At 35.8% G+C, this 25,956-nt stretch carries 28 protein-coding genes and 2 tRNA genes; 17 read left to right on the top strand and 13 right to left on the bottom strand.

Annotation, left to right across the window (positions count from 1 at the left end):
* Positions 1-4 precede the first annotated feature (4 nt).
* On the top strand, positions 5-655 hold the full coding sequence (locus AAHI02_RS13190) for a hypothetical protein (RefSeq protein ID WP_346983637.1): 651 nt from the start codon (positions 5-7) through the stop codon (positions 653-655).
* 159 nt (positions 656-814) lie between these two features.
* Here the strand turns inward: AAHI02_RS13190 and AAHI02_RS13185 are convergent, their stop codons facing one another.
* Entirely contained in the window at positions 815-1,228 is a 414-nt protein-coding gene (locus AAHI02_RS13185; protein ID WP_346983636.1) for a hypothetical protein, read from the bottom strand.
* A gap of 86 nt (positions 1,229-1,314) precedes the next feature.
* On the opposite strand from AAHI02_RS13185, the gene AAHI02_RS13180 reads away from it, so the two are divergent.
* From AAHI02_RS13180 to AAHI02_RS13155, 6 genes are all read left to right on the top strand, one after another.
* On the top strand, positions 1,315-2,115 hold the full coding sequence (locus AAHI02_RS13180) for a 2TM domain-containing protein (protein ID WP_346983635.1): 801 nt from the start codon (positions 1,315-1,317) through the stop codon (positions 2,113-2,115).
* Between the two features lie 120 nt (positions 2,116-2,235).
* Positions 2,236-2,427 carry a 2TM domain-containing protein gene (locus tag AAHI02_RS13175; protein WP_346983634.1) on the top strand — a complete coding sequence of 64 codons (192 nt, stop codon included), beginning with the start codon at positions 2,236-2,238 and terminating at the stop codon, positions 2,425-2,427.
* Positions 2,428-2,607: 180 nt separating this feature from the next.
* Entirely contained in the window at positions 2,608-3,027 is a 420-nt protein-coding gene (locus AAHI02_RS13170; protein WP_346983633.1) for an isoprenylcysteine carboxylmethyltransferase family protein, read from the top strand.
* Positions 3,028-3,213: 186 nt separating this feature from the next.
* Positions 3,214-3,507 (top strand): 2TM domain-containing protein, encoded by a 294-nt coding sequence (locus tag AAHI02_RS13165; RefSeq protein ID WP_346983632.1) that lies wholly within the window; start codon positions 3,214-3,216, stop codon positions 3,505-3,507.
* 32 nt (positions 3,508-3,539) lie between these two features.
* Positions 3,540-3,854, top strand: coding sequence for a 2TM domain-containing protein (locus AAHI02_RS13160; protein ID WP_346983631.1), 315 nt, complete (start codon positions 3,540-3,542; stop codon positions 3,852-3,854).
* A gap of 18 nt (positions 3,855-3,872) precedes the next feature.
* Positions 3,873-4,616 (top strand): LytTR family DNA-binding domain-containing protein, encoded by a 744-nt coding sequence (locus AAHI02_RS13155; RefSeq protein ID WP_346983630.1) that lies wholly within the window; start codon positions 3,873-3,875, stop codon positions 4,614-4,616.
* Positions 4,617-4,739: 123 nt separating this feature from the next.
* Here the strand turns inward: AAHI02_RS13155 and AAHI02_RS13150 are convergent, their stop codons facing one another.
* Positions 4,740-5,636, bottom strand: a complete 897-nt coding sequence (locus tag AAHI02_RS13150; protein ID WP_346983629.1) for a hypothetical protein — start codon at positions 5,634-5,636, stop codon at positions 4,740-4,742.
* Positions 5,637-5,746: 110 nt separating this feature from the next.
* Here AAHI02_RS13150 and AAHI02_RS13145 point away from each other — a divergent pair, with 110 nt between their 5' ends.
* Positions 5,747-6,478, top strand: a complete 732-nt coding sequence (locus AAHI02_RS13145) for a hypothetical protein (protein WP_346983628.1) — start codon at positions 5,747-5,749, stop codon at positions 6,476-6,478.
* Between the two features lie 433 nt (positions 6,479-6,911).
* On the opposite strand, the gene mnmA is transcribed toward AAHI02_RS13145, so the two are convergent.
* On the bottom strand, positions 6,912-8,099 hold the full coding sequence (gene mnmA, locus AAHI02_RS13140; RefSeq protein ID WP_346983627.1) for a tRNA 2-thiouridine(34) synthase MnmA: 1,188 nt from the start codon (positions 8,097-8,099) through the stop codon (positions 6,912-6,914).
* Between the two features lie 117 nt (positions 8,100-8,216).
* On the opposite strand from mnmA, the gene AAHI02_RS13135 reads away from it, so the two are divergent.
* Positions 8,217-8,744 carry a hypothetical protein gene (locus AAHI02_RS13135; protein ID WP_346983626.1) on the top strand — a complete coding sequence of 176 codons (528 nt, stop codon included), beginning with the start codon at positions 8,217-8,219 and terminating at the stop codon, positions 8,742-8,744.
* A 192-nt stretch (positions 8,745-8,936) separates the two neighbouring features.
* Here AAHI02_RS13135 and AAHI02_RS13130 read toward each other — a convergent pair whose 3' ends face one another.
* On the bottom strand, positions 8,937-11,474 hold the full coding sequence (locus AAHI02_RS13130) for an ATP-dependent Clp protease ATP-binding subunit (RefSeq protein WP_346983625.1): 2,538 nt from the start codon (positions 11,472-11,474) through the stop codon (positions 8,937-8,939).
* A 153-nt stretch (positions 11,475-11,627) separates the two neighbouring features.
* Between AAHI02_RS13130 and AAHI02_RS13125 the strand changes: the two genes are divergently transcribed.
* The 4 genes from AAHI02_RS13125 to AAHI02_RS13110 are packed head-to-tail and all read left to right on the top strand — an operon-like array spanning position 11,628 to position 14,396.
* A complete protein-coding gene (locus tag AAHI02_RS13125; RefSeq protein ID WP_027378606.1) occupies positions 11,628-11,852 on the top strand; it encodes a hypothetical protein in 225 nt (74 codons plus the stop codon).
* Positions 11,852-12,973, top strand: coding sequence for a glycosyltransferase (locus tag AAHI02_RS13120; RefSeq protein WP_346983624.1), 1,122 nt, complete (start codon positions 11,852-11,854; stop codon positions 12,971-12,973). The genes AAHI02_RS13125 and AAHI02_RS13120 overlap by 1 nt, the downstream gene beginning before the upstream one ends.
* 32 nt (positions 12,974-13,005) lie before the next feature.
* Positions 13,006-13,425 carry a SufE family protein gene (locus AAHI02_RS13115; protein WP_346983623.1) on the top strand — a complete coding sequence of 140 codons (420 nt, stop codon included), beginning with the start codon at positions 13,006-13,008 and terminating at the stop codon, positions 13,423-13,425.
* A 2-nt stretch (positions 13,426-13,427) separates the two neighbouring features.
* On the top strand, positions 13,428-14,396 hold the full coding sequence (locus tag AAHI02_RS13110; protein ID WP_346983622.1) for a glycosyltransferase family 9 protein: 969 nt from the start codon (positions 13,428-13,430) through the stop codon (positions 14,394-14,396).
* Between the two features lie 61 nt (positions 14,397-14,457).
* Here the strand turns inward: AAHI02_RS13110 and AAHI02_RS13105 are convergent, their stop codons facing one another.
* The 9 genes from AAHI02_RS13105 to AAHI02_RS13065 form a co-directional block, all read right to left on the bottom strand.
* A complete protein-coding gene (locus AAHI02_RS13105) occupies positions 14,458-14,934 on the bottom strand; it encodes a DUF3592 domain-containing protein (RefSeq protein ID WP_346983621.1) in 477 nt (158 codons plus the stop codon).
* 11 nt (positions 14,935-14,945) lie between these two features.
* Positions 14,946-15,806: a hypothetical protein gene (locus tag AAHI02_RS13100; protein WP_346983620.1), complete on the bottom strand. Its 861-nt coding sequence runs from the start codon at positions 15,804-15,806 to the stop codon at positions 14,946-14,948.
* A 109-nt stretch (positions 15,807-15,915) separates the two neighbouring features.
* A complete protein-coding gene (locus AAHI02_RS13095; protein ID WP_346983619.1) occupies positions 15,916-18,582 on the bottom strand; it encodes a hypothetical protein in 2,667 nt (888 codons plus the stop codon).
* A gap of 2 nt (positions 18,583-18,584) precedes the next feature.
* Complete coding sequence (locus tag AAHI02_RS13090; protein ID WP_346983618.1) at positions 18,585-19,055, bottom strand: DUF4280 domain-containing protein; 471 nt, start codon at positions 19,053-19,055, stop codon at positions 18,585-18,587.
* A gap of 50 nt (positions 19,056-19,105) precedes the next feature.
* Positions 19,106-19,447 carry a hypothetical protein gene (locus tag AAHI02_RS13085; protein WP_346983617.1) on the bottom strand — a complete coding sequence of 114 codons (342 nt, stop codon included), beginning with the start codon at positions 19,445-19,447 and terminating at the stop codon, positions 19,106-19,108.
* A 122-nt stretch (positions 19,448-19,569) separates the two neighbouring features.
* Positions 19,570-19,989, bottom strand: a complete 420-nt coding sequence (locus AAHI02_RS13080; RefSeq protein WP_346983616.1) for a hypothetical protein — start codon at positions 19,987-19,989, stop codon at positions 19,570-19,572.
* Positions 19,990-20,193: 204 nt separating this feature from the next.
* Positions 20,194-20,269, bottom strand: a tRNA-Val gene (locus tag AAHI02_RS13075).
* Between the two features lie 33 nt (positions 20,270-20,302).
* Positions 20,303-20,378 (bottom strand) — tRNA-Val (locus AAHI02_RS13070).
* A 21-nt stretch (positions 20,379-20,399) separates the two neighbouring features.
* The gene (locus AAHI02_RS13065) at positions 20,400-21,668 is read right to left on the bottom strand and encodes a folylpolyglutamate synthase/dihydrofolate synthase family protein (RefSeq protein ID WP_346983615.1); all 1,269 of its coding nucleotides are present in this window, start codon (positions 21,666-21,668) and stop codon (positions 20,400-20,402) included.
* 99 nt (positions 21,669-21,767) lie between these two features.
* Here AAHI02_RS13065 and AAHI02_RS13060 point away from each other — a divergent pair, with 99 nt between their 5' ends.
* From AAHI02_RS13060 to AAHI02_RS13045, 4 genes are read left to right on the top strand one after another with little or no spacing between them, the layout of a single operon-like run.
* The gene (locus AAHI02_RS13060) at positions 21,768-23,114 is read left to right on the top strand and encodes a TolC family protein (RefSeq protein WP_346983614.1); all 1,347 of its coding nucleotides are present in this window, start codon (positions 21,768-21,770) and stop codon (positions 23,112-23,114) included.
* A gap of 1 nt (position 23,115) precedes the next feature.
* On the top strand, positions 23,116-23,706 hold the full coding sequence (locus AAHI02_RS13055; RefSeq protein ID WP_346983613.1) for a SprT-like domain-containing protein: 591 nt from the start codon (positions 23,116-23,118) through the stop codon (positions 23,704-23,706).
* Between the two features lie 2 nt (positions 23,707-23,708).
* Complete coding sequence (locus AAHI02_RS13050) at positions 23,709-24,791, top strand: mannose-1-phosphate guanylyltransferase (RefSeq protein ID WP_346983612.1); 1,083 nt, start codon at positions 23,709-23,711, stop codon at positions 24,789-24,791.
* Between the two features lie 32 nt (positions 24,792-24,823).
* Positions 24,824-25,897, top strand: a complete 1,074-nt coding sequence (locus AAHI02_RS13045; RefSeq protein WP_346983611.1) for a GNAT family N-acetyltransferase — start codon at positions 24,824-24,826, stop codon at positions 25,895-25,897.
* The last annotated feature ends 59 nt before the right edge of the window (positions 25,898-25,956 follow it).

The raw sequence follows: 25,956 nt of genomic DNA, 5'->3' as shown, positions 1-25,956 counted from the left end.
AAAAATGAAAAAATATCTATTAACCTTTGCTTTAAGTCTGATAAGTTTAACCGCTTTTGCCCAGGCTGATTATGAAAAAGTAATGTCTGAAAAAATTGCTAAGCTAGAAGCCTGTAAATCACTGGATGAATTCCAAACGCTGGCCAACGATTTCGACAGAATCGGAAAGAAAGAAACCCAACAGTGGCTGCCGTCTTATTATGCCGCTTTTGCTTACATTCAGAAAGGAAGAATGCTGATGCGGGAAGGAAAAATGACCGAACTTTCTGCACAAGCCAACGCTGCGGAAAAATATATGGATCAGGCAGAGGCTATTGTCGGGAAAGATAATTCCGAGATTCATCTGCTTAAAAAAATGGCTTTTTCGCTGAAAATGATGGAAAATCCCGCAGAAAGATATATGACAGACGGAATGAAAGCCATGGAGGAGCTTAAAAAAGCAGAAAGCCTTGATCCAAACAATCCAAGGGTGACTTTAATAAAGGCTGAGGATACGTATTTCACTCCGGAACAATACGGCGGAAGCAAAGCAAAAGGAATGGAAGAATTCAAAGCAGCTTTGGAGAAATTTAAAACGTACACTCCGAAATCTAAAATTGATCCAAACTGGGGAAGGGCAGAAGCAGAATATTTTCTGAGCGGAGCCGCAAAATAAAAGAATAATAATATGATCTGAATAACCTTCTCGTCGCAGAAGGTTTTTTTATTCCGTTCAGTCACGAAAAATAACGGTTCGGCAAAAAATTATTTTTAATACTTTTAATATAGACTATTTTTGAACCAAGAAAATGAACAATGAAACGTAAGAATCTTATTAATCTATGCTGGATATCATTGGCAACGGCCATGTTCTTCTTTTTTTGTTTTTACAGATGAGAAAACGGTGGGAAATTTTCTGCTTACTATTATTATATCTTTCATGTATTCCTTTGTTTTGAGTATTGGTAATGGCTTGATTAATGATTTTCTCAACAAAAAGTTTCCCTGGTCTGAAGCGACAACCAAGAGGGCGATTGTAAGTATAGTTTCTATTCTGATCGCCAATATTATCATGGTGTATTTCTGCAATTATATGAACTTTGTTGTTTTCCAAAAAAGTGGCTACTACAGAACAGTATTTTTCTGGAAAATATAATTTTATCAATTGGTTTACCATCAATATTGCGTTGCTGATTTCGGCTTTTCTCCATGCAAAAGGTTTTATGGAAGAGCTGAAAAAAACATCCAAAAAAAGAAGTTGTCGAGCAGAAACTGATTGCAAAATCTGCCAATGCACAGTTTGAAAGTCTTAAAAATCAGCTGGATCCGCATTTTTTGTTTAATTCTTTAAATGTTTTAAGCTCCTTAATTGATGAAAATCCGAAACAGGCTCAGAAGTTTACTGCTTCAATGTCAAAGATTTACAGATACGTTCTGGAGCAGAAAGACAAAGAACTGGTAACTGTGGAAGATGAACTGGAATTTGCAAAAACGTATTGTGAATTATTAAAAACACGATTTGAAGACAGTGTAGGTTTTGTTTTTGACGTAAAAAAAGAAGATTACAGGAAATTTGTAGTTCCGTTGTCATTGCAATTGCTGTTGGAAAATTGTATTAAACATAATTTTGCCACTTCTTCAAAGCCTTTATTAATTAAAATTTTTTCTGAAAATGATACGCTTTGCATCGAGAATAATCTGCAGGTAAGGGAACAGATCAAAGAAAGCTCGGGAATAGGGCTTCCAAATATTGTTCAGCGTTATTCATTATTGACAAAGAAAAATGTTTTTATCGAAAAATCCGAGGATTATTTTAAAGTAAAACTTCCGGTTATATCTTCTAAATTAAATATAGCTAATGCAATAATAGAAGATCATGATAAGTCCTACGAAAGAGCGCAGAAACGCGTAAAAGAAATAAAAAGTTTCTACAGTAATCTTATTTCTTACTGCATTATAATTCCTTTTTTAATCATTATTAACTTAATGACAAGCCCTGATAACATCTGGTTTTACTTTCCAATGCTGGGCTGGGGAATTGGCGTTGCTGCCCACGGAATGAGTGTTTTTGCAATCGGCAAAAGCTGGGAAGAAAAAAAGATCAGAGAAATTTTAGAAAAACAAAATAAAAGATAAATAGTATGGAAAATATTAGTAAAGATGACTTCCGATACAAAGAAGCTGAAAGACAGGTAAAAAAAGATCAAACGGTTTTATGTTTTCGTTTTTGTATATATTGGGGTAAATATTTTTATTTTGTACTTGAATTACAGAGAATTAGAACCTGGCGAAACAATCTGGCAGCTGAAATATTTTTTACTTCCGTTGGTTTGGGGAATTGCGGTTGTCGTTTCTGCGATGAGAACTTTTATTCCTGGTTTTATGTTAGGAAGCAATTGGGAAGAGAAAAAAATTAAGAAATTGATGGAAAAGGAGAAGCAACCATAATAAGGATTTAAACAAAATATCTAGTGAAAACTTTACAGATTCTCTTTACCATTTCCATGTTCACATGGTTTATGACTGAATTTCTTTACAAAAATCTCCTGAAATCAGGCGAAAAAGATAAAAAAAGGAACAGATAAATCTACTTTAAATATTCTTTGGATTGCTATTCCTTTTTCAATCATGAGTTCTGTCACGGCTTCTTACGTAACGAAATTTCCGATCACTGATGAGATCTGGATTTATTATCTCGGTGCCGGATGTATCTGGATTGGGATCATTTTGCGATTTATCATTATCAAATCTTTGGGAAAATATTTTACGGTGGATGTCACCATAAGACAGGATCATAAAATTAAGAAAGAAGGATTTTACAAGTATGTAAGGCATCCGTCTTATACTTTTTCTTTACTCACATCTCTCGGACTCGGATTGTATCTTAATAATTGGCTCTCTTTGGTTTTGGCTTTAGTTCCTACTTTTGTTGCTTTCAGTTATAGAATTAAAGTAGAAGAAAAAGCCTTAATAGAAGAATTCGGAGAAGAATACCTGGAGTATAGAAGAAACACAAAAAAAGCTTGTTCCGTTTGTTTATTAGCGTAAATTTTAATGGTTAAGGTTTACTAATAAATACAAAAAGCAAAAACATATTTTTCCATTGAATTCAGATTTTTACAATTCAGGATGAATATTCAACGGTTCGGTAACATAAAATTGAGTTGAGGCTCTTCCCCTTCATATATTTGTCTCAACAAAAACAAACAACTAATTATTAACATTAAAAAAATTATGGAAACTTACATCAACAAAGAAGATCTTGCATACCAAAAAGCTACCAGAAGAGTAAAAGAACTGAAAGGATTTTATGGAAATCTTACATCATACGTCCTGGTAATTTCTTTTTTAGCTGTATTAAATATTATAACGTCACCGGGCTATCTATGGTTTTTCTGGCCGATGCTAGGCTGGGGAATAGGAATTGCGGCCCATGCGGCAAATACCTTCTGGATAGGAAAAGAATGGGAGGAAAAGAAAATCAGGGAACTGATGGATGAAGAAAGAAGAAATACAAAATCTTTATAATAAACTCAATCAAATACTTAAAAATTAATACGATGAACTACAATCAGGCACAACAAAGAGTCAACGATTTAAAAAAATTCTATAAAAGCATTTTATGGTTTGGTATCGTTGCGGTAATCATTTTTGCAGATGATATTTTTGAAAAAGGAATTTTCAATTTTTCACTTTGGGACGGATCAATTATTCTGGTGATCTGGGGAATTATTTTGACCGTAAAAGCAGTAAAACTCTTCCTTCTGGATGATGAATGGGAAAGAGATGTTATTGAAAAAGAAATGAAAAAAATCAAAACAGCCGCTGAAGTTTTAAAACCGGTAATTTTGATTAATTTTATTCCGAAATTGTAAAACTAAATCTGAAACTCAATGATAAAAACCGTCATTATCGAAGATGAAAAACCTGCTTCAAGAAAATTGGAAAGAATGCTTAGTGAATTTCCTGAGATTGAATTGGTTGGCAAAATAGAATCTGTAGAAGAAGGAGTAAAATGGTTTTCGGAAAATGAACATCCGCAGCTCATCTTTTCGGATATTGTATTGGGAGATGGCTTATCATTCGATATTTTTGAGAAAGTTCAGACAAAAGGTTTTATTATTTACACTACGGCTTTTGATCAGTACACGCTGAAAGCTTTTAAATTAAACAGCATTGATTATCTTTTAAAACCGATCTTAGATGAAGATCTGTCGGCCGCCATTGAAAAATTCAAATCGTTTATTCCGTCAGACAGTTCTGTGAATTCTCAGGAGATCAAGCAACTGATAAAAAAGGATAAATCTACACTTTCCCGGATTTTGGTAAAAATTGGTTACAACCTTAAAATTATTCAGACACAGGAAGTAAGCTGTTTTTTTAGTGAAAATAAAATTGTTTATCTGCAGACGCAGGAGAGAAATTATCCTTCAGATTTCACACTGGATGAACTGGAAGATGTACTTGACGAAAAGAATTTTTTCCGTGTAAATAGGCAGTTTATTATCAATTCAGATTACATTAAAAATATTCACACTTCGCCCAACTATAAAGTCGAACTGGAGTTTCAGCCGCAGGAAGAAATTACCGTCAGCCGTGACCGTGTGAAGGATTTTAAAGACTGGCTGGTAAGTTAGTTGGAGAGGAAAGATAATAGAGAAAAAGGTAAAAGACTTTCACTACCCGAAACTCAAAACTCAAAACTCAACAAAAAAAATTTTTAACCAGAAATCTATCAACCATTAACTAAAAACGATCAGCTATTTGTAATCTATACGATTGGCGTCTGTGTCTTCAAGTTGTTTCACAATAGAAGGAGGAATCTCGTCACTGTCGATCGGAAAGCTTATGGAATCTGTAATAAATGTTTTCCTGTCTGCCTTTCTGAAGATTTCAAAAAGAGCAATGGGTTCTTGATTAAAACTGATACATGTACTTATAAAATGCAACTCATGGAGCTTATATTCTGGATTTTTCAGCTTTTCCTTGATATCTTTTATTCTTGAGATGAAATGTCTTTGCCGTATGAAAGTATTGCTGTTCATGATAATGAAAACATAATCAGAATATGCTGTTACTTTCCCAAAGTATTTGTGACGGTCACCACCACTCCTTTCTATGAAATACTCGCCCGTTGTTTCAGACTTGTAAATTTCTGTGGCAGAACGCCAGATCCGGTCTTCTTTTGCCTGTAAAGGGCTTTCCGGCAGGTTTCTGTTATAGGAATACCAACAGCCAACCAATTTGTCTAGCAGTTCTGTATTTTGCTTTACGTTGTTCATTTCAATTCTGAGATCATTGAAATTAAATGACTCCGTATTGGAATTAATAAAATCAATATAATTTGAATATCCCAATACTTTTACAATCAAACTTAATTTTGCCAGATTTGGTTTGCTTAAAATGGTGTTTTCGTTATGATAATATTTCTTTAGTTTATTGATAATCAAATGCTCATACAGGTAATTGGAACCTATGAGATCCGGTTCTTTTTTTATTCCTTTTTGTTTATTTTCGTTGATAATAAGATCATTAAGTTCCGAAACAATATATGACCATTCGGTTTTTGAAACGTTTTCCCAGTGAGTTTTCTTTAAAAAATGCATCGCCAAAAAATTCATCAGCTTTTCCAGATGCAGAATATCTTCTTTTCTCATAATTTTTATTTATAAGACTAATATAAGATTATTTTAAAACTAAAAAATACTGTTGTACGACTTTTATATTTCAAGATCAAAAGATATTTGAGTAGAAACTAAAAGTTAAAATGGAAACAAAAATCTTATTACAAAATGACCTTCTCTGGAACAGAATTCAGATTTTTTCATTAGACCATCCCAATGCGGAATTTCCTTTTTCCAGCAAACTCGCCAAAGAAGAAAACTGGAGTTTGGATTTTGCCCGAAAAGCAATAATAGAGTATAAAAAATTCGTTTATTTATGCTGCACTTTACCAAATGGAGCTTCGCCAAGTAAAATTGTAGATAAAGTTTGGCATATGCATTTGATCTACACACAGAATTACTGGGAGGAATTTTGTCCAAATGTTCTGCAGCAAAAGCTTCATCATCATCCTTCAAATGGAGGTAAAGGTGAAAATGTAAAACATCAGGCCTGGTTTTATGAAACGTTGAAACATTACGAAGATATTTTCGGAGAAAAGGCTCCTGAAGATATTTGGATTAATCAAAATAAAGAACTGAAACAAAATAAGTTCTCATGGAACAGTTTTAAATTTCTCTCAGTATTCTCAATAGTTTTTATGGTGAGCTCTTGTTCAGATAGAGCAGTTGATTTCTTTTCTTTGATTATTTTAATTCCGATAATTCTTGCTTTGATTATTTTTATTTCAGGAGTATTTAATAAAAACAATAACAAGGACAAAAATAATAACGATGACGGATCTTGGGGAGGTTGTGGTGGAAGTTCATCCAGCTGCAGTAGTTCCTGTGGAAGCAGTTGCGGCGGGGGTTGCGGAGGATGTGGCGGTGGAGATTAATTTAAACTGGAAAAAAATGAAAAAGATTTTCATCCATACAATTCCTGTTTTACTGAGCTTTATCTGGCTTATTTTTATCTACCATACTTTGAGTCCAATTACTTTAAAGGGTCCCAATTTCCTAAATTTTTATTTGATTCTCATTGTAGGATTTTATGTGTCAATTTTTACGCTTAAATTTTTTAAAGAAAGCATTTCCAAAATAACTTTTTATTTTATGATTTCGATTTTTCTTTTGGGAATTGTGAAATTGATCAGAGGAATTTATTTAGGAAAACCTGTTGGATTTTTAATGATGATTTTAATATTTGAAATTATTGTATTTGTGTGTATTAATTTATTTTATGTAAACCATAAGATGAAATAAAATCTCACATTTTTCAAAATAAAAACCCGAAACTAAATTGCTTCGGGCTTATTATTTAAATTTATATTACGAAATTACTCCGCTTCCGATTAATTCATCGTCAATATACCAGGCTGCAAACTGTCCTTCTGCAATCGCGGATTGTGGCTCTTCAAATTCCACATATAATCCTTCTTCAAACTGATACAAAGTTGCTTTCTGCAAAGGCTGTCTGTATCTGAATCTAGCCATCACTTCCATTGATTCTCCGTTTTTTAGTCTTAAATCTTCACGAACCCAATGCAGTTCAGAATTATCAATTTTCAAAGCCCTTTTCAGCAATCCCGGAAACTGATGTCCTTCTCCCACAAAAAGAATATTATTTTCCATATCTCTGGAGATGATAAAACAGCTTTCTTTATGTCCGCCGATTCCCAACCCTTTACTTTGCCCGATCGTAAAAAACTGAGCGCCCTGATGTTTGCCGATCACTTTTCCGTCGGATTTTTTATAATTTATCTTTTGGCTTAAATATTCCTGTTCTTCCCGTTTTGAAGAAAATTGAGGTTTTTCCTGGGCAAAAATCGGAGAGTCTTTAAAAATTTCTACAATTTCACCTTCTTTCGGAACCAATTGTTGCTGTAAAAACTGCGGAAGGCTTACTTTTCCGATAAAGCATAATCCCTGAGAGTCTTTTTTATCAGCCGTTACCAACCCGATTTCTTTGGCAATTTCCCTCACCTGAGGTTTTGTCAGTTCACCAATCGGAAACAACGCTTTAGAAAGCTGATCCTGGCTTAGCTGGCACAAGAAATACGACTGGTCTTTGTTGTTATCTTTACCGGCTAGCAAATGGAAAATTTCTTTACCATTTTCGTCAATTGTGGAATCTACACGGGCATAATGTCCTGTTGCTACTTTATCTGCTCCCAAAGACATCGCCGTTTTCATAAAAACATCGAATTTTACTTCTCTGTTGCACAAAACATCAGGATTCGGAGTTCTTCCTTTCTGATATTCATCAAACATGTAATCTACGATTCTTTCTTTGTAAAGATCACTCATATCGATCACCTGAAAAGGAATTCCAAGCTTTTGAGCGACCATAAGAGCGTCATTACTGTCTTCAATCCAGGGACATTCATCTTCTAAGGTCACTGAAGCATCATTCCAGTTTCTCATAAACAGCGCCACCACTTCGTGACCTTGTTGTTGCAGCAAATATGCTGTCACACTGGAGTCTACACCTCCTGAGAGGCCTACTACTATTTTCATTGTATTCAATTTTACGAAACTCTTAACGGGAGTTGTTAGTTTGATGCGGCAAAAATACGATTTAAAAGATTCGTAAAAAAAGTTATAATTTTAAACATCGACAAAAACAATAGTATTATGAAAAAGATTATTATTTCTCTGTTTACTACAATTTCAGGCCTACTATTTTCGCAGGTCGCCGTAGGAACCTCACCGGAAAACAGTAATCGCTGGACCTTCGGAGGCGGAATCGGAGTGGGTTTTGGCAGCAATAGCGCTTTTTATTTATCCGCTTCCCCACGAGTGGGTTACAGGCTTACAGATGATCTGGAAACCGGAATTGTGGGAAGTGTGTCATGGCAGACCTCCGATTTTTATAGATCAACCATGTTTGGAGCAGGGCCTTTTGTTAATTATTATTTCGCGAGATCATTTTATGTCGGTGCTAATTTCCAGCATTATTTTATCAATTATAAAGACAAATATTATGATTATAAAATGAACGAAGAGGAAAGTGCTTTATATCTCGGTGGAGGTTATATGCAGAGAATCGGGAATAATTCTTTTATGCAGATCGGATTGATGTACAATGTTTTATGGCAAGAAAATTCAAGTATTTTTTCGAGTGGATTAATTCCGAATATCGGTTTCGTGGTGGGATTGTAATCTTATTTTTTCATAATTTTTTTGCTGTTTGTATTCAAATTATTCCCGCAGATTTTGCAGATGGCGCAGATTTATTTAAATTATCTTTTAAATCCTGCAAAATAAGCGAGAGAAAATTTTACTTACATAAAAATAAAACAAAAAGCACCGAGAATTTCCCGATGCTTTTTTCATTATGATTAAATTATTTATTTACGATTGAGAAGACTTTTCAGCCGCAGATTTTTTTGGCTTTGAAGTTTTTCCGGTCAAACCATCTTTAGCTTCGTTCAGCTCCAAAACTACAGTTTCTCCTTCAGATAATTGTTTGTTTACCAGCATTTCTGCCAATAAATCTTCAATATATTTCTGGATCGCACGTTTCAGTGGTCTTGCTCCAAAATCTTTATCCCATCCTTTTTCGGAAATAAAGTCTTTCGCTTCATCAGTTAATTCAACTTTATATCCTAGTTTTTCAAGTCTGCTGTAAAGCTTATTCAATTCAAGATCAATAATTCTCTTAATATCATCTTTTTCAAGAGAGTTGAAGATGACAATATCATCAATTCTATTAAGGAATTCAGGAGAGAATGCCTTTTTAAGCGCATTTTCAATGGTGCTTCTCGCTCTTGAATCCGTAGTGGATTTTTTAGCAGAAGTTCCAAATCCTACACCGTCTCCGAAATCCTTAAGATCTCTTGTTCCGATGTTTGAAGTAAGAATGATAATCGTATTTCTGAAGTCGATTTTTCTTCCTAAACTGTCTGTAACATGACCTTCATCCAGAATTTGCAGCAAGATATTGAATACATCAGGGTGAGCCTTTTCGATCTCATCCAAAAGAACCACAGCATAAGGTTTTCTTCTTACAGCTTCCGTTAATTGTCCGCCTTCTTCGTATCCAACGTATCCCGGAGGCGCGCCAACCAATCTGGAAACCGCAAATTTTTCCATGTATTCACTCATATCGATTCTGATTAAAGATTCATCAGATTCGAATAATTCTCTTGCCATTACTTTAGCCAGCTCCGTTTTACCAACTCCGGTAGTTCCTAAGAAAATGAATGTACCAATAGGACGGTTCGGATCTTTAAGACCGGCTCTGTTTCTCTGAATAGCTTTAACGACTTTTTTCACAGCATCTTCCTGGCCGATTACTTTTCCGTTGAGATTGTTATCCATTCCGGCAAGTTTATCAAGCTCATTTTTACCTACTTTGGTTACAGGAACACCACTCATCATAGAAACGACTTCCGCTACATTTTCTTCGGTTACAGTTTCTTTTTTCTCCTTTACATCTTTGTCCCATTTATCCTGAGCAGAATTCAGCTCCATCTGAAGTCTTTCTTCCTCATCCTTCAGTTTTCTTGCTTCGAGATAATCCTGAGCTTTTACCGCTTTTTGCTTTAATTCCTTGATCTCTTCGATTTTCTTTTCAAAATCAATGATTTCGGTAGGAACTTTCATGTTTTTAATATAGACACGAGATCCGGCTTCGTCCATTGCATCAATTGCTTTATCCGGTAAAAAACGGTCTGTAATATATCTTGACGTCAAATTAACACAAGCTAAAATTGCTTCATCCGTATAAACAACATTGTGGTGTTCTTCATATTTATCTTTAATCTGATTTAAGATCTGAACAGTCTCTTCAATAGAAGTCGGTTCTACCATTACTTTCTGGAATCTTCTTTCCAGAGCACCGTCTTTTTCAATATACTGACGGTATTCATCAAGTGTAGTGGCTCCGATGCATTGAATTTCACCCCTTGCCAAAGCTGGTTTAAACATATTGGATGCGTCCAGGCTTCCTGTTGAACTTCCCGCACCAACAATAGTATGAAGCTCATCAATGAATAAGATGACATCTCTGTTTTTCTCCAGTTCAGTCATGATCGCTTTCATTCTTTCCTCAAACTGACCACGATATTTTGTTCCGGCGACTAAACTTGCCAAATCCAGCGTGATCACACGTTTTCCGTAAAGAACTCTTGATACTTTTTTCTGTTGAATTCTTAATGCCAGACCTTCTGCAATGGCAGATTTACCAACCCCAGGCTCCCCGATAAGAAGCGGATTGTTTTTCTTTCTTCTTGATAAGATTTGAGAAACCCTCTCAATTTCTTTTTCACGACCGATGACAGGATCTAATTTTCCGTCTCTGGCCAAAGAAGTCAGGTCTCTTCCAAAGTTATCCAAAGTTGGCGTTTTACTTTTTGCCGAACCCAGATTTCCCGTAGGTTTTCTCATTTGCTCAAAATCCTCTCTTTCATCATCGTCATCATAAGCACTCATTTGTGGTGCCTGCCCCGAGTTTTTAAGCATAGTCTGGTATTCTTTTGAAACTCCTTCATAGTCAACATCATAAGCGCCTAATATGTTTGAAGTAGGGTCCTCATATTTATAAAGAATGCCCAAAAGCAGGTGAACGGTATTAATCTCATTGCTTTTATATTGTCTGCATTCCAGTTCAGCACGCTTGATCGCATGATCTGCCATCTTCGTGAAAGAAATATTGGTAACCTCCTCAGAAATAGGATTAAGACTTGCTGTATTTAAAGTTTCAATTTTTCTTCTGATTTGTGTAAGATCCGCATTAAGGTTTTGAAGGATTTCTTTTGCAGAGTTTTCTGTTTTTATAATACCTAAAAGTAGATGTTCTGTATTAAGAAATTCACTCTTGAGCCTTTTCGCTTCGCTCTTGCTTTGTTTGAACACCTGGCTCAAACCTTGTGAAAACTTATAATCCATAATATATCTCATTAGAATAAAGGCAGCATTGCCATTTATTCATTATCTAAATTACAAATATTTTACCAAAATTCAATAAATGACTTTATGGCAGAAAAAATTTTATTATCTTATTGAAAATGATTAAGTTTGTTGTCCTTTTAAAAAATTTTCATGATTCCTGAAATTGCCACCTATATAGGATATTCCGCATCATTGTTTATCGTGCTGAGTTTTATACTGAAAGATATCAGAAAAATCAGGATTGTAAATATGATTGGCTGCATTTGCTTTGTGATCTACGGAATCTTCAGTGGAATGCTTTGGCCGGTTATCATCCCGAACGGACTCATCTGTTTCATACAAATTTACCATCTTTTGGCAGATAAAAAAAAGTAATGGACAGGAGAAAGATCATTACGTCTGCATTCAGTAATTTGTGTACGGATCAGCGTATAGAAAAGGTATGCAAAACGTTACATGATAATGGCTACCAAATCGAGCTCATAGGAAATGACTGGAACGGAGCCGAAAAAATGTCCCGTCCTTATCCTTTTACCAGAATACATTTAATTTCAAAAAGTTTAAAAACGGCTTATTTTGAATTCAACTGGAAATTATATCGTGAATTAAAGAAAAAAGCAGATCACAGTACCATTCTGCACGCCAATGATCTGGATGCTTTGCTTCCGAATTATTTAATTGCTAAAAAGCTGAATATCCCGCTGGTTTTCGACAGTCATGAAATTTTTTCGGAAATGCCGGCTATTCAGGGCAAAATGTCACAAAAATTGTGGAGATATGTTGAAAAAAAGATCATTCCTGACATAAAATGCATGATTACGGCAAGCTCAGGATATGCCGACTGGTTTAGAAATAAATATGCTATCGATCCTGTGGTCATTCAGAATTCGCCCAAAAAGCTTGATTTTAATCAGCAGATTCCTGAGAATAATCCTAAAATTATTTTGTATCAGGGTGCCATTAATCCGTTTCGCGGAATTGATAAAGCGATTCTGGCTATGAAACATTTAGATAATGTTATTTTTAAAATTGCTGGTGACGGACCCCTGAAAAAAGAATACGAAAATTTGGTTCTGAAAGAAAATCTACAGCATAAAGTTGAGTTTTTAGGAAAATTATTGCCGGAAGATTTAAGAAAAGTTACGCTTACTGCCGATTGCGGAATGAGCATTGAGGAAAACGCAGGGGAAAGCTATTATTATTCTCTACCGAACAAAGTCCTGGATTGCATTCAGGCGAGAGTGCCGGTAATACTGTCAAATCTTCCTGAATTGCAGAGGATTAAGCGACAATTTGACATCGGAGAAATTATTAAGGATCATCATCCTGAAAATATTGCACAATCAATACGGGTGGTTTTAGATAAAGGGAGAAAAGCTTATCAGGCTGAACTTGAAAACGCTGCTGATATTTTTTGTTGGGAGAATGAAGAGGTAAAACTGTTACGTGTTTTTGAAAAAGCTTCATCTTCGCGGGGCTTCAAGCCTAAAGCATAATTTAGTATCTTTGCACAAGAAATTAGTTTAGAATGACCATTAAAGAAAAACAGCAGGAAATTATTGACGAATTTGCATTTCTTGAAGATTGGGAACAGAAATACGAATATATTATCGATCTTGGAAAAGAGTTGAAAGGACTTTCTGATGATAAAAAAAAGGACGAAAATCTGATCAAAGGCTGCCAAAGTAAAGTCTGGATTGATGCTGAATTCAGAGACGGTAAGTTATTTTTTAATGCCGATTCTGACGGGATTTTACCAAAAGGAATTGTTTCTCTTCTGGTAAGCATTTACAGCGGTCATTCTACTCAGGAAATTTTAGATTCTGATTTTGATTTTATCGCTGAAATAGGATTGCAGGAATTCCTTTCCCCCTCAAGAGCCAACGGATTGATGGCCATGACGAAACAGATTAAATTTTACGCAGTCGCCTACCAACTGAAGTCGTAATTGTGACAAGAATTTTAGCATATCGTTTTTCCGCTTTTGGTGATGTTGCCATGACAGCACCTTTTTTCCGGGAATTTCTGGAACAAAATCCGGATGTGGAAATCATCATGGTTTCAAGAAGTAATTTTGAGGCTTTATTTGCTGATATTCAGAATGTTACATTCAAAGGAGTGAACCTTGACGATTATAAAGGTTTTTTTGGATTGACAAGACTGGCCAATGAGCTGATTGATGAATTTCACCCTGATCTTATTGCCAATCTTCACGATGTGATCAGAACGAAAATTCTTGATAAAATCTATCGAAGAAAGGGACTAAAAGTTTTTAAAATCAATAAAGGAAAAGAAGAAAAAGAACATTTAACGGATATTTGGAATCTTGATAAAATTCAGCTGAAAAAAACGGTAGAACGTTATGCTGATGTCTTCCGCGAAATGGGATTCAAGGTTAAACTTTCTCACACTTTAAGGCCAAAAGCAGTAGAAAAATCCGGAATTGGTTTTGCCCCTTTTGCCCAGCATAGAGGAAAAATGCTTCCGCTGGAAAAGTCCTACGAATTGGCAAAAATTCTATCGCAAAAGTACCATGTCTATTTCTTTGGTGGTGGAAAAGGTGAAACTGAAACACTGCAACAATGGGAAATGGAAATCCCCAATACACAAAGTCTTGCAGGAAAATTAACCCTTACGGAAGAATTAGAAAAAATTTCACATTTAGAATTAATGATCTCTATGGATTCCGCCAATATGCATTTGGCGAGCCTTATGGGAACGAGGTGTATTTCCATTTGGGGGCAAACGCATCCGTATGCCGGGTTTTTAGGATTTGGGCAAAGCGAAAATGATGTTGTGCAGGTGAAAGATCTTACCTGCAGGCCTTGTTCCGTTTTTGGAGACAAGCAGTGTTTCCGTGGAGACTGGGCCTGCCTGGAAGAAATGAATATTCAGAAGATTGTTGAGAAAGTGATATAAAGAAAGTTCTATTTGAATCAATATTTTAGATATTCCAATAGCTGATTAGTTCGAAAATGTCTTACAATTTACTTTTTCTGAAACCTTCTTTCAATCCTTTTGCCATATAGCCTCCGATTGAAACAGCTAAAAGAGCAAAACAAAATATAAGAAAAGGCCAGAAAAAAATGTTCAGAAAACCCCCACGAACTGCTTTTGAAGGTTTTTCGGGATCATAATACACCGTTACTTCATCATCACTTTCCTTTCCGCTGCTGCTGTATTCTGTTTCAATGCTCCTGATTAAATTGTTTTGATCCGTGTACTGTATCACTGGAGTGTACATTTTTGTCGGATTTCCCTGATTATTATTGGTGTAGCTTCCTGAATACCCGACAATTTTCCCCTCAGTTTTATTACCTGTAAAAAGCAGCGTGAAATTTCTCCCCAATTTTCCGAGACTGTACACTATTCCTCCTCCGCCTAGGGTAAGAAGGATTAGGGTAAAAGAAATGAAAAAAAGATTGACTAAAAAATCAGGTTTTCTGCTGCTTTCCATTTTATTATTATTTACCGTATAATTTCAAGCTCATCTGAATTTTTTGGAATGTGAAATAATATCGGAAATTTGATAACTTCCTCTTTTACTTTTCCATCTGCAGAAACATGTTTTATTTTTGTTCTTAAAGCAGAGCCTTTATCATCTATATTTTCTAGTGTAACGAGTCTTCCGTTGCCGTAAAAAACAACTTTAGTATTGGTAAAAGGCTGAACTTCTGCATTTTTCTCCGTAAAAGCTTCCCTGTCAAAAGCGTCTCCTTCGGCAACTTCATTGGGTTTTAAATAAAAAGAAGTATTCATTTCTACATCTTTTTTGTTTTTCATTTTGGCAAAAGCCCCATAATTTTTTGCTGCTAGTAGTTTTTTAATTTCTTCATATTTGTTCATCACTTTTTGCTCGATATCAGGAATTTTGGTTAAATCTTTCGATGTCGACCATCCTTCAAACTGATAAGGAACTTCAGCCTCAAATTCAAATTCTTTTTCAAAATAAGGAAGTCCCGACTCAGGAATCGCAACGGGAGGTAGCTGAAATACAGTTACTTCGCTGATATCGTTATGATCCCAGGCATCTTTTCTGTAGCTTACTGAAAGGGTAAAAGGGGAAGCATTTTTATCTGAAGTTGTAATCCTGTCTTTTCCTACATTCGGATAGAGCTTTATGGTAAGCTTTTGTTTTCCACTGTGTAAGATGCAGGAATTGATCGGGGCAGATGAAGTCATTGCTCCTTTTATTCCCATTTTCTTTGCCACAGGAACATCATTTACAAGGATCTCAAACTGGCATCCACTGTCACCATTGTCAAAATCTACACTGTAATAAGGTCTTGTGGCAAATGAGTTTACTTGTTGTGCTATCTGTGATGTCATTTTGTTTTCTGTTTTTACTTGAGATGGTTGGTCTTTTTTTTCATTTTTGTTCTGAGAACAGCTGTAGCTGAAACAAGATGCCGCTACCAAAATGAATTGTATGCTTTTCTTAATCATTTAAATAAAATCTTTGATCTATATCTGCTTTACCTTCTTTAATGATAACAAATTCTTCAGTGGTTTCTCTTTCTGCGCTTCCGAATTTTGCTTTGTATGTTAAAGTTACTTTAATTCCCGAATGTCTCACCACCGGTTGTACATAAATTCCTTTATTATCGTCCCAGCCAGCCCCGAATCCTAGTGAAAAATATCCTTTTCCTTCGGCTTTAGCTTCAAAATCGTAATCTGCTTCGTAGATTATTGCTTTTACTTTTCCTGTTGCTTTTGCAGATAATGTCAAGCTAAATCCGAACTGTCCTTCGGCTTTCAATTCTCCTTCTTTCTTTAATCGACTTAGTTCTATATTGCCTTGAATAACGAGTTTACCGTAAAATTTAAGATCAAAGCGAACTTCCGCATCAGCTGCATAAGCCAGCAGGTCTAAAGCGGTAATTACAGCCTGAGCTGCAGGGTGAAGTTTTTTTCCCCAGGCAATCAGGTCAATGGTTGCTTCGGCACCAATGAAGGGATCTGCTTTGGCAACAAGTCCTATGGTAGGAACTAAAATATGGTCTTCATTTTTTTCTTTCCGTCCGAATTTGTATTCCCAGCCGGCACCAATAGCAATCTGAGGAGACAGAACTTCTATCGTCAACGGTGTTCTGCGAACTCTGGCCATCATACTTTCCGCCATTCCCGAGGTAGAGCTGCCGCGGTCTTTTCCGGTTACATTGTCTACGAACTTTTTAATTTTAACAAACCTTCCTATAAGTATTTTAAGGTTTTCAGCTAATTTCTGATCCAGTTTTGCGGTTTCCGTCCCGTTCCATTTTGCTTCAACCGACAGACTGAATTTTGTTTCAACAGTTCCGTCATAGCCATCAATATCGGAGGCCTGTGCTTTATTTACGGCGTCACTTACTCTGTGCTGCCGCATTTCTACCCATGTATCCCGATAGTATAATGGATTTTTCATGCCATAATTAAGATTGATCGTCCAGCTTACATTGGGGAAGACTTTTATTTTTGCAATCTGATTCGGATAACGGCATGTGCTGACGGGAAGAAAATACGTTTGTGCCATATCTTCTTTCAAAATGAAATAGTTAAAAAGCCATAGAAGATTAGCGACATCCGGTGCAACATTATATTTATTTCCCTCCAGAAATGTTTTGTTAAAATGATAAGGAAGCATTATGGTAATTTTGCTGTCTCCCTGAAACTTATAGTCAACGTCTGCCCGCCAATGCTGTACAGCAGAGGGGTTGTAAGATTTGTCGGTTTTTATAACATCCCTGTCGTTTTTATTCTGATCAGTAGCTGTAATTCCTGCATTTTTCTGCTGTTGACCATGTGTTGAATCTTCCTGTGTATTAAATCCTGACTTATCTCTTTGTGCAGCATATACTTTTTCAACCTGGAAAACATTGGTCCGGACGGTATGTTTTTGTCCTTCATCTAAAAGAAGTCCCTGGCAGAAAACATCTTTTGTCGATAATTTATCTAAAGTAATGGAAATGTTTTTTCTGGTATCCCCGGCTAAAATTCCGAAGGTTTGGCTGGTTCTGTCAATAGGATTTGCAGTATCTTCTTCGTCAAAAATCACCAATGGAGATCTTTCTGCGTCGTCTTCGTCTTTTATTGAGATCTTGGAATAGCCGCAAGGATCATATTCCCTTTTTGTGTATCTAATATCTCCGATATACTGGATCTGATTGTTTTTCTGAGTTTCAAACTGCCCGAAAAGCGAGCTTATCGTGTCGTAAGGAACCAATAATTCTCTTGAAGTATCGTAAACCCATTTTCCATTTTCAAGCCTGGCCCAATCGGTGGCCGCTTTTTCCGAGTCATATTCACCGGTAGGGCGTATTGCATCTGCGGAAATCAATACCGGAGCGGTATAGCCGATACTTCCTTTCAGTTTCAGATAAAATTTCTCATCCTGTTTTTGTGTATTGTGATTTTTCTGCCATTCCGGATCGAGAAAGAATCTGACGATTTTTCTTCCATTATAAACAAACTGTCCCGGATTAGTTATTTCAACATTTTTCTGTATAGCAACGGTTTTTCCTTTGTTAATCAATTCAACATCAAAAACAAACTTATCTAATCTGTTGTTAAAATCAGGAAAAAGATGAGTGTATATTTCCACTTCCACCGTTTGCCCGTAAGCTGCTTTTTTCTCTGTATCCTGTAATGGAATATAACCGCCTTTAGGAAATTTGAAGTGACAGTACAGAACCTGGGGTTTATCTAAAGCAACGACTCTTATCGCTTCTGTTTCATTGAGTTCGGGATAAACACTGTAGGGTATCAGTAAGTGGATAACCCCGACATTTCCCGCTCCTGTTTTAATATCGGAAACACTGATTTCTTTATTATTGCCTTCAAGAATTTTATGATCCTGCGTTTTTATCGTCTGAAAAAAATCATTCGGTCCCAGTTGCGGATGTAGGGTTTTATAGGCCTTCCATATATGTTCACGGATGAGCAGCCATTTAACAGTATTTATCGTATTTTCAGGATTTCTTGTACCTGCTCCCAAACAGGTTTTGTCAAGATAAGCTGTAAAAGAATTTTGGGAATGTCCCAATTCTACAATGAATCCGGATCCGTATTGTTTTACGTTCTGTTTCGGCTCTCTGATGAGCGCTTTTTTTATTCCTGCCGTTCCCATCTTTAAAAACCGAATTTATAAGGTTTGTCTCCGTCAAAATTCTGCATATTGACCAAAGGATTTACATGAGACTGTAGCTCATTATCTGCATTTTTAATATTCTTTTTTGAAGGTTCTCCAATTTGTCCGGTTTTAAGAATGCTGATGCAATCCTTTCCTCCGATAGGGCAGGTCGCTTTGCTATCTTCCAGAAGAATATAGCCATCGGGCGGTGAATATTTTTCTTTTTCGTAGAAACCGCTCCATTCAGTGACAGTGGCAGAACAGGGTGAATTATTCTGTTTTTTGCAGGAGCCGAAAGTATTCTTCTCAAAAGTAGCTCCGATATCTTTATGGGTAGCAACGAGCTTGGTACTGCCGTTGAGGTCGTTGACGAAATATTTTTGTTGTGTGAGTACTTTTAATTTGTCCGGTGTAGTACCAAACTGACATTGGCACAAGGCACCCTGTACTACTTTTTCTTTTTGAGACATATTAATAATTTTGTGTGGTATGTAAAATTAGTGTTTTTTATTTAAACGGATTACCAGTCATTTTCATATTCATTTTTATAAAAACCCCATTTTTTCTGTTCAGAAACTACCAGTCCTCCCGTAATGAACGGGCTGCTTTTATTCAGCTCTTTATCGTTAAATTCTTCAGTATTTTGCTGATATTGTGTATATTGTATTGTTTTAATGAGAAGCTTATTACCATTTATATCTTTTGTGTAAACCTCAAAATAAGCTCTTGTATGCATTGGAAAATGATAATAAAGATCCAGATCAAAAATTACCTTTAAAGACATAAAAGCTTCCGTTTTTCCCGGATTTTTTGAGGTAAAGTAAGGATCGGCAGGAAGTTCTTCACTTTGAAATTCTATCATAAATGAATGATAATCAGTAGGTATTTTCTGAATTGTCTGTATTCCGGGAAATCTTAAAGCCGGTTGGTAGGGGATAACGGATAGAAATAAAGCGCTCGAAGTTCTTCTTGTTTCACCGTAATCTATGAATTTAGGATGAAAAAAAGATTCCAGAACCAATCATGATGGAGGCTTTTTTCTATTTCTGACCGGTCATTGAGTTTTTTGTCGACGGTTTCAAAAAATGTTTCCAGGGCTTCACTGGAATACTTATCAGATAATTTTGTTTTTTCCTTTTTCCAGCGTTCTCTTATTTCTTCAATATTGATAATTTCATGAGTAGAAAGTCCTTTTTCATTGAGATAGGTCTGAAGAGGATATAAAGCTTTTGAAACAGCATTTCCCAAGATTTCACTCATTCCGTCGTGTTCATGCTGATTATAAAAGATAAATTCTTTGTTGATCGTTAAAATTCCCTTGTAATCTTGTAAATCTAATTCTGTGGTAAGCTCATAATCCATTCTTTTTTCCGGGACGTCTGATTTTCCTGAAAAGTACTTCACTGAGACACCGTATTTTCTTGGCTTCAGGCCTGAAGGTTGTATCCGGATGCTGTTTAATCTTCGCAGTATTTCTTTTTTTGGGCATGAGTATGTCCATAGCTGAATCAATATTTAGAATTGGCTAGGCAAATTTAATAATTTGTTTGCAAAGGGTAGGAAAGGGATTAAAATAAAAAAATCTCCCTTAAAAAAGAGAGATTTCTGTGGGCCCTGAGGGATTCGAACCCCCCGACCCTCTGGGTGTAAACCAGATGCTCTGAACCAACTGAGCTAAGAGCCCGAATTTTTTTGAAAGGTTTCGTTTCCTTTTCTGTGGGTCCTGAGGGATTCGAACCCCCCGACCCTCTGGGTGTAAACCAGATGCTCTGAACCAACTGAGCTAAGAACCCTCTTTATCGTTGTTTTCTCGATTAGAGTGGTGCAAATATACGACTTATTCGGAAATCTCCAAATTTTTTTTCTAAAAATTCTCCCACTACAAAATTACTTCCGCCGATAAAAATCATTTCATCTTTTGTACATTTCTCTTTTGCAGACAGATACGCTTCCTGTACAGAATTGAAAATTGTATAAGAAATTTTTGCTTCCTTCAGCATGTCTTCATACTCTTGTGGGTGTCTGCCCCGTTGGATAGACGGTTTCGCAAAATAAAACTCAGCATTTTCCGGCAAAATTTTCATGACTTCATCAATTTTCTTATCATTCACAAATCCTAATATAATATGCTTGCGCTTATTGATGGAATTTAATTGTGCAAAAACATATTCCAAGCCTGCCTGATTATGTGCTGTGTCACAGATGGTAAGCGGATTTTGAGAGAACTCAAACCAGCGTCCAATAAAACCTGTATTAAGATGAACATTCAAAAGCCCTTTTTCAATATTTTCATTAGCAATATTGAAATTCAATTTTCGTAATTCTTCAATTAATGCTAAAACAACTCTGATATTTTTCTCCTGATAATTTCCTTTTAAATCAGATTTTAAATCACTTCTTATTAAAGTTGCATCAATAAAAGAAGTGTTTTCTTTGTCGGCTTTATTTTTAATGATGTTTTTCACGACCTCGTTTTCATCTCCGGAGATAATGGGGATAGGGGTTTTTATAATTCCGGCCTTCTCAGCCGCAATTTCTTCAATGGTATTTCCTAAAATATTTTGATGATCGAGCTGAACATTAGTAATCGCTGAAACTAAAGGGGTAATAATATTTGTAGAATCCAATCTTCCTCCTAAACCAACTTCAATGATCGCAATATCAACTTTTTGCTGATAAAAATATTCAAAAGCCATGATGGTGGTAAATTCAAAAAAAGAAGGACGGATATCTTCAGGCAGGGTTTTCAGTTTTTGAATAAAATGATAGACAAACTCTTTATCACAGTTTTTACCATTGATTTTTATACGTTCTGTAAAATCGATAAGATGAGGTGAATTGTAGATTCCGACTTTATACCCCGACTCCTGAAGAACGGAAGCCAGCATATTGCTCGTAGATCCTTTTCCGTTTGTCCCTCCAATGTGAATGCATTTTATTTTTTCCTGGGGATTCCCGAAGAAATCACAGAGTCTTTGGATGTTATCTAATCCGGGCTTATAGGCTTTCTGTCCGTCGGTCTGATAATTTGGAGTCTGCACGAACAGCCATTCTACAGCTTCCTGATATTGCGATTTTGTCATAGTGCAAAATTCTCAAAAGTTTCAGAAATATGAAACAATAATTTTTTCCAAGTTGTAACTTTTTTATATTTGGTTCGTCTAATAGGAAAAATCGTAATTATGAAAAGAGTTTTGACTATTATTTTGGGATTATCTTGTCTGGCTGTCAGTGCCCAGAAGAAGTGGTCTTTGAGAGAATGTGTGGATTATGCGACTAAACATAATCTTCAGGTGATCCAAAATGAATATTCGAAACAGACGCAGGATATTAACCTGAAAATTGCGAAGAAAAATTATCTTCCTTCCATATCCGCAAATATTGGAAGTACAGTAAGTTTCGGGCAGGCTTCCTTAGGAACGGGAAGTATCAGGAATGACAGGTATGGTAACAGTGCCAATCTTTCCGCGGATATCCTCGTTTATAATTATGGCAGATTAGAAAAAACCATCAGAAAGACAGAATTTGATGTAGAGGCAAGTCAATATGATATTGAAACGATTAAAAATGATATTTCCCTTCAGATTGCCCAACAGTATTTAACAACCTTACTGAACAGGGAAATTGTAAAAATTTCTCAGGCAGCAGTAGAAAATGCGCAGAAACAGTACGACAGGTCGAAAATTACTACAGAGGTCGGAACTACGGCTCAAACCGTTTTAGCTGAAGCGGAGGCTGGCCTGGCAAGGGAAAAGCAAAATCTGAAAACAGCTGAAATCAATGTAGGAAGAAGCCTTTTTGCCTTGGCTCAGTTGCTTCAGCTTCAGGATTATAAAGATTTTGATGTGGAAGATGTTAATGTGCCGGATCAATTGGCACCACAGTTGAAATCGGTAGATGAGGTTTTAACGACCGCTTATGAAAATCAACCTCAGATTAAAGCAGCAGAGAGCAGAATCAAGTCGGCTGAAGCACAGACAGAAGTTACAAAGACCGCTTTCTGGCCAACCTTAACAGCAAGTGTCGGAATAGGATCTTTCTATAATAATCTTCTTAATACAGATATTACAGGAATAGATGAAAACAGGAATTTAATTTATGAAAGAATGTTTTTCGGACAGTACAAGGATAATTTCGGACAACAGGCTGCCATATCTTTAAATATTCCGATCTTTAATAAAGGCATTACGAAACTTCAGGTAGAGCAATCAAAACTCAATGAAAGTATTGCTAAAGTAAGTATGCAGCAGCAAAAACAGGTCGTTCGTGAAAACGTACAGAAAGCACAGTTTGATGTAGATGCGAATTATGAAATTTATTTATCTGCGGTTCAGACCGAGAAAAGTACAAAGCTTGCTCTTGATTTTGCAGATAAAAGCTACGCAGCAGGAAGATCTACGATCTATGATGTAAACATTGCAAGAAACAACTACGCCAATGCCCAGGGAACGGTAGCCCAGGCAAAATATAACTATCTTTTCAGTCTTAAATTGTTGAATTTCTATTCAGGAATTCCGCTAAGTTTGTAAAATGTCTATCCAATCATTAGAAAAATATTTACCACAGCATACGCTTCAATACTTAAAGATCTGGTTTGCAGATTATTATATTCATATAAAGATTACACGCAACAGGAATTCAAAGTTAGGAGATTACCGTAAACTTCTGGATAATTCCCATGAGATCACCATTAATTCAACGCTGGTTCCGGAGCTTTTTTTCTTTGTACTTACCCACGAGCTGGCCCATCTTATTGCCTTTGAGAAATATGGAAGAAGAATTTCTCCTCACGGCAATGAATGGAAAGAAACTTTTCGCCAGATGCTCTTACAAAGCATCAATGTTTATCAGGAAGATCTAAGGCCAATTATTGCAAACTTTTCAAAATCTCCTAAAGCCAACTTCATGGCGAGCCCGGATCTCGTTAAATATTTTCATATTGAAAAACAGGACGATACCCTTGTATTTATTGAAAAACTGCAAAAAGGGGACTTCTTTATTTACCGAAACGAGAAGTATTTGTTAGAAGGTCTTATTAAAAAAAACTATCTTTGTAAGAACCTGGCTACGGGAAGGAAGTATTCTTTCAAGCCTTTGGCGAGGGTAGAAAAATGCACTTAATAATGTCAAAATCAAATAGATATTGCGTGATTATGGCGGGAGGAATCGGCAGTAGATTCTGGCCTTTGAGTACGCAGAAATTTCCAAAACAGTTTCACGATATTTTAGGAGTGGGGCGCACGATGATTCAGCAGACATATGACCGAATCAGCAGGATTATTCCCAATGAAAATATATTTGTGATTACTAATACAGAATATGTTGAGCTTTCGCATCAGCAGCTGCCGGAACTTCCACAGGAAAATATTGTTGGAGAACCTCTTCTGAAAAACACGGCGCCATGTAATCTTTATATGGCAAATAAAATTGCCGAAATTGATCCTGATGCAACAATGATCGTTTTACCGGCAGATCATCTCATTTTAAAAGAAGATACTTTTCTGGAAAAAGCAGAACTGGCTTTTGAACTGGCTTCTGAAAATGAATATCTGGTTACCTTAGGAATTACCCCTACGAGGCCGGATACCGGGTATGGATATATTCAATTTGTAGACAAGCATGATTCTGATTATTATAAAGTAAAAACTTTTACGGAAAAACCGATTCTCGAAATCGCAAAAAGCTTCCTTGAAAGCGGAGACTTTTTGTGGAATGCAGGAATTTTTATATGGAATGTTAAAAGTATTCACCACGCTTTCGAAAAATATCTTCCCGAAATGACACAGCATTTCATGGCCTGCGAGTACAATGCAGAGAGTGAAAAAAGCTGTATTGAACAGATTTATCCTAAAGTTCAGAAAATCTCGATTGACAATGGTATTTTAGAAAAAGCAAAAAACGTGTATGTGATTCCCGCAGATCTCGGATGGAGTGATTTGGGAACGTGGACTTCCGTGTATGAAAATACCGAAAAAGACGAAAACAGGAATGCCGCCAGGCAAAAACATATCTTAACATACAATTCGGAAGGTAATGTCATCAATATTAAAAACAGTAACAAAGCGGTAATTATTGATTCATTAAAAGACTATATTGTTGTAGATACAGACAAAGTTTTGCTCATCTGTCCGAAAGAACATGATCAGTTAATAAAGGATTATGTAATGGATCTTAAAAACTTCAAAAAAGGAGATAAATTCATATAAAATAATCAGGAAGCATCTGCGTTCTTTTAAATATGATAAAACTTATAGATAAAGTCCATCTTCTTATTTTTATGGTGTTGGGAATTCTTTTGTATGCTCAGGAGAAAAAGCAGTTTCCCAATGTGCCGGTGATTTTACAGAAAATTAATCCGAATACTAAAACAGATTCCTGGATTTTAGTTTATAAAAGCTATGGGAAAGATAATATTCTCCGACAATCCGGTGCTAAACAAGAATATGAATCACAATCTTCAGGATTCAATATCGGAATTGCTGAAGAAGATGAATTCTATTATATTGTAGACTTTTCATCCGGAAAACCTGAATACATTACAGATCTTAATGCACTCCGAAAGTTTGTAGGAAAAGTAGATAATATTCAGGATGCTGCTGTTTTTGCAGCGACGGAAGGATACATTATTGATGAAGAATTCAGAGATCTGGCGGCAAATTATTATGAAGATAAATCCAATTATTACCTTGATTTGGGAAAATTAACTTCAAAAGAATGTCCTTATCAGAAAAAACATTTTACCTTAACCATCGGGAAATCAGCAGAAACAATTTCAAATGTTAAAGATAATGGTCCTTATATTGAGCTTTATAATAAGAAATGCACCAATAATCCGAGGCTTTTAAAAATTGAAAAAAAGAAGAACCAAAAGATGAGCCTAAAAAATCAAAAAAATCTACAAAACGCAGATAACTTTTACGAAACAGAGCGGTTAATTCTTCGTCCGATGAATTTGGAAGACGCAGAATTTATTTTTGAACTTTATAACAGTCCGAAATTCATTCAGTATATTGGTGATCGCGGAATAAAAACTGTTACAGATGCTGAAAATTATATTAAAAACAGATTTCTTCCTCAGTTTGAGAAATTGGGCTACGGCAATTATTTAGTGATGACGAAAGATGGTAATCATAAAATTGGCGGCGTGGGAATATTTGAAAGAGAGGGACTCGACGTCGTAGATATCGGTTTTTCTCTTCTTGATAAATTTGAAGGAAAAGGATATGCTTACGAAGCTGCTTTAAAAGTAAAATCCATAGGAATGAAAGATTTCGGCTTAAAAAAAGATTTCAGCGATTACCACCAAAGATAATTTTTCTTCCCAAAAACTGATTGAAAAATTAGGTTTGAAATTTAAAAAATACGTTACCA

This window comes from Chryseobacterium sp. POE27, from assembly GCF_039727685.1.
Classification (GTDB): domain Bacteria; phylum Bacteroidota; class Bacteroidia; order Flavobacteriales; family Weeksellaceae; genus Chryseobacterium.
The sequence above is the reverse complement of the archived record's forward strand: the minus strand, read 5'-3'. Positions and strand labels throughout refer to the sequence as shown.

Coding starts and splice junctions, on each gene's coding strand:
- AAHI02_RS13060 (WP_346983614.1), top strand. CDS start 21,768: ATGAAAAGAGTTTTGACTATTATTTTGGGATTATCTTGTCTGGCTGTC.
- AAHI02_RS13190 (WP_346983637.1), top strand. CDS start 5: ATGAAAAAATATCTATTAACCTTTGCTTTAAGTCTGATAAGTTTAACC.
- AAHI02_RS13055 (WP_346983613.1), top strand. CDS start 23,116: ATGTCTATCCAATCATTAGAAAAATATTTACCACAGCATACGCTTCAA.
- AAHI02_RS13160 (WP_346983631.1), top strand. CDS start 3,540: ATGAACTACAATCAGGCACAACAAAGAGTCAACGATTTAAAAAAATTC.
- AAHI02_RS13120 (WP_346983624.1), top strand. CDS start 11,852: ATGGACAGGAGAAAGATCATTACGTCTGCATTCAGTAATTTGTGTACG.
- AAHI02_RS13095 (WP_346983619.1), bottom strand. CDS start 18,582: ATGGGAACGGCAGGAATAAAAAAAGCGCTCATCAGAGAGCCGAAACAG.
- AAHI02_RS13125 (WP_027378606.1), top strand. CDS start 11,628: ATGATTCCTGAAATTGCCACCTATATAGGATATTCCGCATCATTGTTT.
- AAHI02_RS13065 (WP_346983615.1), bottom strand. CDS start 21,668: ATGACAAAATCGCAATATCAGGAAGCTGTAGAATGGCTGTTCGTGCAG.
- AAHI02_RS13135 (WP_346983626.1), top strand. CDS start 8,217: ATGAAAAAGATTATTATTTCTCTGTTTACTACAATTTCAGGCCTACTA.
- AAHI02_RS13090 (WP_346983618.1), bottom strand. CDS start 19,055: ATGTCTCAAAAAGAAAAAGTAGTACAGGGTGCCTTGTGCCAATGTCAG.
- AAHI02_RS13045 (WP_346983611.1), top strand. CDS start 24,824: ATGATAAAACTTATAGATAAAGTCCATCTTCTTATTTTTATGGTGTTG.
- AAHI02_RS13100 (WP_346983620.1), bottom strand. CDS start 15,806: ATGACATCACAGATAGCACAACAAGTAAACTCATTTGCCACAAGACCT.
- AAHI02_RS13170 (WP_346983633.1), top strand. CDS start 2,608: ATGAGTTCTGTCACGGCTTCTTACGTAACGAAATTTCCGATCACTGAT.
- mnmA (WP_346983627.1), bottom strand. CDS start 8,099: ATGAAAATAGTAGTAGGCCTCTCAGGAGGTGTAGACTCCAGTGTGACA.
- AAHI02_RS13130 (WP_346983625.1), bottom strand. CDS start 11,474: ATGGATTATAAGTTTTCACAAGGTTTGAGCCAGGTGTTCAAACAAAGC.
- AAHI02_RS13115 (WP_346983623.1), top strand. CDS start 13,006: ATGACCATTAAAGAAAAACAGCAGGAAATTATTGACGAATTTGCATTT.
- AAHI02_RS13165 (WP_346983632.1), top strand. CDS start 3,214: ATGGAAACTTACATCAACAAAGAAGATCTTGCATACCAAAAAGCTACC.
- AAHI02_RS13085 (WP_346983617.1), bottom strand. CDS start 19,447: ATGATAGAATTTCAAAGTGAAGAACTTCCTGCCGATCCTTACTTTACC.
- AAHI02_RS13150 (WP_346983629.1), bottom strand. CDS start 5,636: ATGAGAAAAGAAGATATTCTGCATCTGGAAAAGCTGATGAATTTTTTG.
- AAHI02_RS13050 (WP_346983612.1), top strand. CDS start 23,709: ATGTCAAAATCAAATAGATATTGCGTGATTATGGCGGGAGGAATCGGC.
- AAHI02_RS13105 (WP_346983621.1), bottom strand. CDS start 14,934: ATGGAAAGCAGCAGAAAACCTGATTTTTTAGTCAATCTTTTTTTCATT.
- AAHI02_RS13145 (WP_346983628.1), top strand. CDS start 5,747: ATGGAAACAAAAATCTTATTACAAAATGACCTTCTCTGGAACAGAATT.
- AAHI02_RS13155 (WP_346983630.1), top strand. CDS start 3,873: ATGATAAAAACCGTCATTATCGAAGATGAAAAACCTGCTTCAAGAAAA.